A 6,202-nucleotide genomic window follows, 5' to 3' on the forward strand; every position below is an offset into this window, starting at 1 on the left:
CTCACCCATAGCACCCCCTCAACAACACTCGCTCCGTATCCCACCCACCCCCCCGCTCCCCCGGCGGGGCGCGGACCCCCCCCCCCCCCCCCTTCTGTCGTGTCTGCCCGGGTCCCGCCGGGTGAGCCGCCGTGGCGACCGGGCCGGGACCCCGCTCCGGTCAGCCGCCGTGGTGACCGGAGTGCCCGGTCTCCGTTCCCGCGCCACCGCTGCCTCCCGCGTGGTGCGAGGCACCCTGCTCCAGCGTCCCGCCGAGCCGGCCGCGCAGCGTCGTGACCATCTTCTGGTCCCCGACGGCGACCCACTTGGCGCCCACGAGGTACGAACCGCCGTAGTCCTTGGCCCCGTCGAGCCACTCGCGCTGGCCGCGGTCGGTGGCGAAGGTAGCCAGGATGAACTTGCCGGTGCTGATCTTGCAGACACCCTGGCGGATCTCGTCCGCGTCGGTCTGGATGCTCGGCTTGCACTTCACCTCGGCGGCCAGCTCCTCCAGACTGCCGGTCGCCGTGGCCGGGACGGCGGTCTCCTCGGCCGCACCGTCCTTGCCGTCCGATCCGCCGCCGCAGCCGGTCAGGGCCAGCAGAGCGGCCACGGCCGCCCCGGCCAGAAGCTTCCCGCGTGTCAACCTCATACGTTCCTCCGGTACCTGTCGGCGTTCACGCCGAGAAGAGCCCCGGCGAGGGCTCTGCCTTCGATACGGCTGCGGGCACTGCCCTGCTCAATGCGCCCCGCCGCGGACGGGAACCCGGTACCGCCCGGGACACGGCTGTGCGAGGGTGGCACCCGTGAACGAAGACTGGGAAGAGCGTACGGCGGCCGCCTGGGCCCGCTTCGACGACTACGAGGAAGAGCGGGCGGCGGACTTCCGGGCGGTGATCGACGCGCTGGTCGCCGAACTGCCCGAGGACAGCCCCCTCGGCCTCTTCGAACAGGCCTGCGCCTGGGACTCGACGGGCCACTCCGACAAGGCCGTCCCCCTGTACCGGGAGGCACTCGCCCACGGCCTGAGCGGGTACAAGGGCCGCCGGGCGAAGATCCAGCTCTCCAGCTCGCTGCGGAACATCGGACAGGCGGACGAGGGCGTCAAGCTCCTCACCCCCGAACTGGTCGCTCCCTCGGACGAGTTGGACGACGCGGTACGGGCCACGCTGGCGCTCTGCCTCGCCGACCTCGGCCGTGAACGCGAGGGTCTGGCTCTGGTGATCGGCGCGCTGGCCCCCCATCTGCCGCGCTACCAGCGGTCGATGGCGAACTACGCCCGCCTTCTCGTGGAGCCCGGGGAATCCGCGGACTGAGTCCCCGGACGGGTCCGCGAGGCACGCCCGACCGGCGGGGCCGGTGACCATCCGCCGATTCGCTCGTTCTGCTGAACGTGCAGTCACAGGATGTAGCCCCGCGCCCCGCACCCTCCTCCGGAGCTGTCGTCGACGTCGAGCAGGCCGAGGCCGCGCTCGTCGAGCACTACCCCCGGCTGGTCCGGCTCGCCTATCTGACGCTTCCGCCGAGCCTCGGCCGCAACCGGCGCGTGCTGACCGCGCACGCCCTCACCCAGCGCGCGCTGCCCCGGGGCCGGGCGGCGGGCGACGCCTCGGCGATCCCCGCCCAGCAGAGCGGCGGCGGCCGTGACGGCGACCCGGGCTACGCCTTCGTACGCCTCCAGGTGGTGCGGATGGCGCTGGAGGCCGGGCTGCCGCTGAAGCGGCGGGCGTGGCCCAAGCGGTCCCAGCTTCCGCCGCTCCTCCCCCAGGTGTGGGGCCTGCGGCTCTTCCCGCGCTCGGGCGGCGCCGACGAACTGGCACTGGACCAGCGGCTGTCCGCGCTCTCGGGGCCGGCTCGTGCCGCGTACGTGCTGCGCGGTCTGGAGAAGCTGGCCGACCCGCGGCTGCGCCAGGTGCTGACGGCCGCGGGGGTCGAGGACCCGGCCGCGGCACTGGAGGAGGCCTCGGCCGTCGGGGCGCGGGACGCACTGCTCGACTCCCCCGAGTTCGACCCCTGCTCACTGCAGGCCCGGCCCACCGATCTGATGCGGCGCCGACAGCACAGGAAGGCCGTGCTCGTCGCCACCGCCGCCGTGGCCGTGTGCGGCGCGCTTCTCGCGCTGCCCGGCGACGGCTGGGGCCCGGACGGCGCCGCGGCCCCCTCCTACGCGCAGAACCCGGCCGCCGAGGCCGCGCTCGACCCGGCCAGGGTGCAGCGGGTGGCGCCCGCGGCCTGGGAGACCTCCGCGCGCACCGACTTCTCCGTCTGGCCCGCGCGCGGCGGTCTCGTCGACGACTCCGCGCTGCTGCGGCGCGCGCTCGCCGTCTGGGCCAGGCCCGGCAAGTCCGTGCACGTCGCGGGCACGCCCGGCACACCCTCCGGCGCCCCGCCCGGACCGCCCCAACTGCTGTACGCGGGCGATGTCGACCAGGCCCGCGTGGTGCTCCTCTACGACGGTCTGCGCGTCGTGCGCTACGCCGAGGCCAAGGACGGCACGGGCGGCGCGGCCCTCGACTTCGCGCGGGTCGACGGGGCGAAGGGGGCGGAGGCGAGCGCGGTGGTGCTGGGCCGGACCGACGGCAACGTCCGCTATCTGACGGCCCCCTGGGTGACCAAGGCCGCCGAGCGTGACCTGCTGAAGCCCTCCGCCGGGGCGATGGACCTCACGCTGTCCGCGGACGGCTCCACCTCCCCGCTGACCGGACCGCCGACGAGCGGCACGTGCACGTCGTGGAACGTGCTCCAGGTCGAGGACGCCTCGGGCACCCGGCTGCTGACCGACCTCGGCGAGCTGATCCCGGCCCACCTCACCGCGGGCCGTCCGACCGCGCCCCGGGAGGCGGCGGGAGCGCGGAACCTGCGGGAGTGGGCGCCCTTCGCGTGCTCGCTGGCCTCGGCGCGCTCTCAGGGCGTGCGGACGGTGAACGCCTGGGAGTACGCGCGCCAGCCGCTGCCCGACGCGAGCGGATCGGCCGCCTGGATGTGCACGCGCGCCGACACCTGGCGGGGCGGCGGCACCCGGGTGATGGCCCAGTTCCGTACTCCGGGCGGAAAGTACGGGGCGGTCGTCGCGCAGGCCGAGAACACCCTCGCTTGCGGCTCCCGCGATCCGCAGGTGCTCGCCGGTGTGCTGTGGAAGTCGGGCGCGGGGACGTGGTACCTCCTCGCGGCCGGCGGCAGGGGCACGGCCTCGGTAGAGGCGACGGGCGGGGTGCGCGGCTCCGCGGCGGGGCCCCTGCTCACCGTACGGACGACGCAGGGATCGCGGGCCGAGCTGAAGGGAACCCTGACGGACGGCCGGGACGTCACCGGGCTGCGCTGAGCGCCCGTACAGCACAATGGACCGGACACCCGGCACGGATTGCTGACACGGACGTAAACAAGTGGGCGCACAGGGCTTCTCCGAGCGCCTACCCGTCAGTACATTGACGCCATGTCTAACACGCAGGCCCGGCAGCCCCGGCCGGTCGAGTCCGAGCGGACGCCTCTCAAGGCGCGGAAGGTGTCGTTCTCGTGGGAGGACACACCGCTGCACTGGGTGCCCGACGAGCCGTTCGCCACGCACACCATGAACGTGCTGCATCTGCTGCTGCCGGCCGGCGAGCGGTGGTTCGTGCATGTGTACCGGCAGGTCCTGCCCCTCATCCGGGACGAGCGGCTGCGCGAGGACGTCATCGGGTTCATCGGGCAGGAGGCCACGCACTCACAGGCGCACGACGAGGTGCTGCCCCACCTGGCGGAGCTGGGGCTCGACCCGACGCCGTACACCGCGCAGGTCGACTGGCTCTTCGAGAAGCTGCTCGGCGACCGGACGCTGCCCCCGGGCCGAGCGCGCCGCTGGTGGCTGCTGGAGCGCGTCGCCCTGATCGCCGCGATCGAGCACTACACCGCCTTCCTCGGCGACTGGATCCTGAACGCCGGGGAGCTGGACCGGCGCGGGGCCGATCCCGTCATGCTGGACCTGATGCGCTGGCACGGCGCGGAGGAGGTCGAGCACCGCTCGGTGGCGTTCGACCTGTTCCAGCACCTCGACGGCAGCTACCGCCGGCGGGCGCGGACCTGGGCGACCGCCTTCACCGTGCTCGTCTTCCTGTGGCAGCGCGGCGCCCGGTTCTTCATGGAGAACGATCCGACGCTCGTGAACGGCAAGGCGAGCTTCAAGGACTTCTACACCAGCGGAAAACGGGGCGTGCTGCCGCCGACCGGCGACCTGCTGAGGTCCGTCCCCCGCTACCTCAGCCGCACCTACCACCCCTCGCAGGAGGCCTCCACCGAACAGGCGATCGCCTATCTCGCCTCCTCCCCGGCCGCCACAGCCGCCGAGAAGAACACGGGTGCCGCGTGATGCCCGGGCTGCGGACCGTCGTCGCCGTCGCCGGTGCGGCCGTGCTCGTGCGGCGTGCGATGCGCCGCCGGATCGAGGCGTCACCGCTGTGGCCGCTGCCCGCCCTTGAGGACCCCCGCTCCGGCCGGCCCCGCACCCGGGCCCTGCGGCTGCGGGTCGCCCGGCACGAGCACGTCGCCGACGGTGTCGTCCTGACGCGCCTGGAGGGAGCCGCCCTGCCGCCCTGGGAGCCCGGAGCCCACCTCGACCTGGTGCTGCCGTCGGGGCTCGTCCGGCAGTACTCCCTGTGCGGGGATCCGGAGGACCGCTCCGCGTACACCGTCGCGACCCGGCTCGTCGAGGACGGGCGGGGCGGCTCGCGCGAGGTGCACGAGCAGCTCCGCGAGGGCATGCGGGTCGAGGTGCGCGGACCGCGCAACCGCTTCCCGCTCGTGGCGGCACCGGCGTACGTCTTCGTCGTGGGCGGGATCGGGATCACCCCGGTGCTGCCGATGCTGCGGGCCCTCCCGGAGGGCACCGACTGGCGGTTGCTGTACGGCGGCCGGACCCGTGCCTCGATGCCGTTCCTGGAGGAGATCGAGAAGCTGGACCGCTCGAAGGTCACCGTCGTCGCCGAGGACGAGGACGGACTGCCGGACCTGGACGCGCTGTTCGCGGATCCCGTCCCGGGCACGGCGGTCTACTGCTGCGGACCGGACGGGCTCATGGCCGCGGTCGCGGCACGGATCCCGGACGGGGCGGCACTGCACCTGGAGCGGTTCACCGCCCGCGCGCCCGACGGGGGCGACACCGCCTTCGAGGTCGAACTGCGGCGCAGCGGACGCACGGTGACCGTGCCCCCGGGCACGACGGTCCTCGCCGCGGTCCGCGCGGAACTGCCCGGCACGCTCTACTCCTGCGAGCAGGGATTCTGCGGAACCTGCCGGCAGCGCGTCCTGGAGGGGGAGATCGAGCACCGGGACGAGCTGCTGACGGACGCGGAGCGTGACGACTCGATGCTCATCTGCGTCTCGCGGACACGAGGTGAGCGAATCGTGCTGGACATGTGAACATCCGCCGTCCGTACCGGCCCGATCACGGCCGGATGCGATCGGTAAAGTGTCCGCATGACAACCGGGGTACGCCGCAGGATGGGTGTCGAGGAGCGACGGCAGCAGCTGATCGGCGTCGCCCTCGAACTGTTCAGCCGACGCTCGCCCGACGAGGTCTCCATCGACGAGATAGCCTCGGCCGCGGGCATCTCACGGCCGTTGGTGTACCACTACTTCCCGGGCAAACTCAGCCTGTACGAAGCGGCGTTGCAGCGCGCCGCGGACGATCTCGCGGGCCGGTTCGTGGAGACTCGCGAGGGTCCGCTGGGAACGCGGCTGCTGCGGGTGATGCGCCGCTTCTTCGACTTCGTGGACGACCACGGGCCCGGTTTCGCCGCGTTGATGCGGGGCGGCCCGGCCGTCGGCTCGTCGACCACCAACGCGCTCATCGACGCCGTACGGCAGGCGGCCTACCTCCAGATCCTGTCGCATCTGGACGTCGAGGAACCGCCCGCCCGGCTGGAGCTGGTGATCCGGTCCTGGATCTCGCTCGTCGAGTCGACCGCGCTGATCTGGCTGGACGGACGGCGGATTCCGCGCGGCGAGCTGGAGGTGCAGCTCGTGCACGACTTCGCGGCCCTGGCGGCGGTCAGCGCCGCCTACGACCCGGAGGTCGCCGCGCTGCTGCGCACGGGGCTCAAGGACGAACCGGGCGACGGGCCGTTCACCGACCTCGCCGTCCGGCTGCTCGCGCTCGCCGCGGCCCCCAAAGACAGATGGGGGGGGGTGCAGGGGGGCGGGGGCCGGCGCGCGGGGGGCGGGGTGACGGGCCAGGGGCCCCCGGGCC

At 73.5% G+C, this 6,202-nt stretch carries 5 protein-coding genes and 1 pseudogene; 5 read left to right on the forward strand and 1 reads right to left on the reverse strand.

Going from position 1 to position 6,202, the window contains the following annotated elements; translation table 11 throughout:
- Nucleotides 1-160: 160 nt before the first annotated feature.
- The gene (locus ACFXGX_RS21650) at nucleotides 161-631 is read right to left on the reverse strand and encodes a hypothetical protein (RefSeq protein ID WP_384793612.1); all 471 of its coding nucleotides are present in this window, start codon (nucleotides 629-631) and stop codon (nucleotides 161-163) included.
- Between the two features lie 154 nt (nucleotides 632-785).
- On the opposite strand from ACFXGX_RS21650, the gene ACFXGX_RS21655 reads away from it, so the two are divergent.
- The 5 genes and pseudogenes from ACFXGX_RS21655 to ACFXGX_RS21675 form a co-directional block, all read left to right on the forward strand.
- A complete protein-coding gene (locus tag ACFXGX_RS21655) occupies nucleotides 786-1,295 on the forward strand; it encodes a tetratricopeptide repeat protein (protein WP_384793614.1) in 510 nt (169 codons plus the stop codon).
- Between the two features lie 77 nt (nucleotides 1,296-1,372).
- A complete protein-coding gene (locus ACFXGX_RS21660) occupies nucleotides 1,373-3,301 on the forward strand; it encodes a hypothetical protein (RefSeq protein ID WP_384793617.1) in 1,929 nt (642 codons plus the stop codon).
- Between the two features lie 111 nt (nucleotides 3,302-3,412).
- Nucleotides 3,413-4,324 carry a metal-dependent hydrolase gene (locus tag ACFXGX_RS21665; RefSeq protein WP_384793620.1) on the forward strand — a complete coding sequence of 304 codons (912 nt, stop codon included), beginning with the start codon at nucleotides 3,413-3,415 and terminating at the stop codon, nucleotides 4,322-4,324.
- A complete protein-coding gene (locus tag ACFXGX_RS21670) occupies nucleotides 4,324-5,373 on the forward strand; it encodes a PDR/VanB family oxidoreductase (RefSeq protein ID WP_384793623.1) in 1,050 nt (349 codons plus the stop codon). Before ACFXGX_RS21665 ends, ACFXGX_RS21670 begins: the two co-directional genes overlap by 1 nt.
- Nucleotides 5,374-5,430: 57 nt before the next feature.
- A pseudogene (locus ACFXGX_RS21675) lies at nucleotides 5,431-6,117 on the forward strand (TetR/AcrR family transcriptional regulator); the annotation flags it as partial.
- Nucleotides 6,118-6,202: the final 85 nt, after the last annotated feature.

Origin of the sequence: Streptomyces sp. NPDC059371, from assembly GCF_042751995.1 — a bacterium.
Classification (GTDB): Bacteria; Actinomycetota; Actinomycetes; order Streptomycetales; family Streptomycetaceae; genus Streptomyces.

What these genes read in the sequence shown, in the direction of transcription:
- ACFXGX_RS21665 (WP_384793620.1), top strand. Translation starts at nt 3,413, where the DNA reads ATGTCTAACACGCAGGCCCGGCAGCCCCGGCCGGTCGAGTCCGAGCGG.
- ACFXGX_RS21670 (WP_384793623.1), top strand. Translation starts at nt 4,324, where the DNA reads ATGCCCGGGCTGCGGACCGTCGTCGCCGTCGCCGGTGCGGCCGTGCTC.
- ACFXGX_RS21650 (WP_384793612.1), bottom strand. Translation starts at nt 631, where the DNA reads ATGAGGTTGACACGCGGGAAGCTTCTGGCCGGGGCGGCCGTGGCCGCT.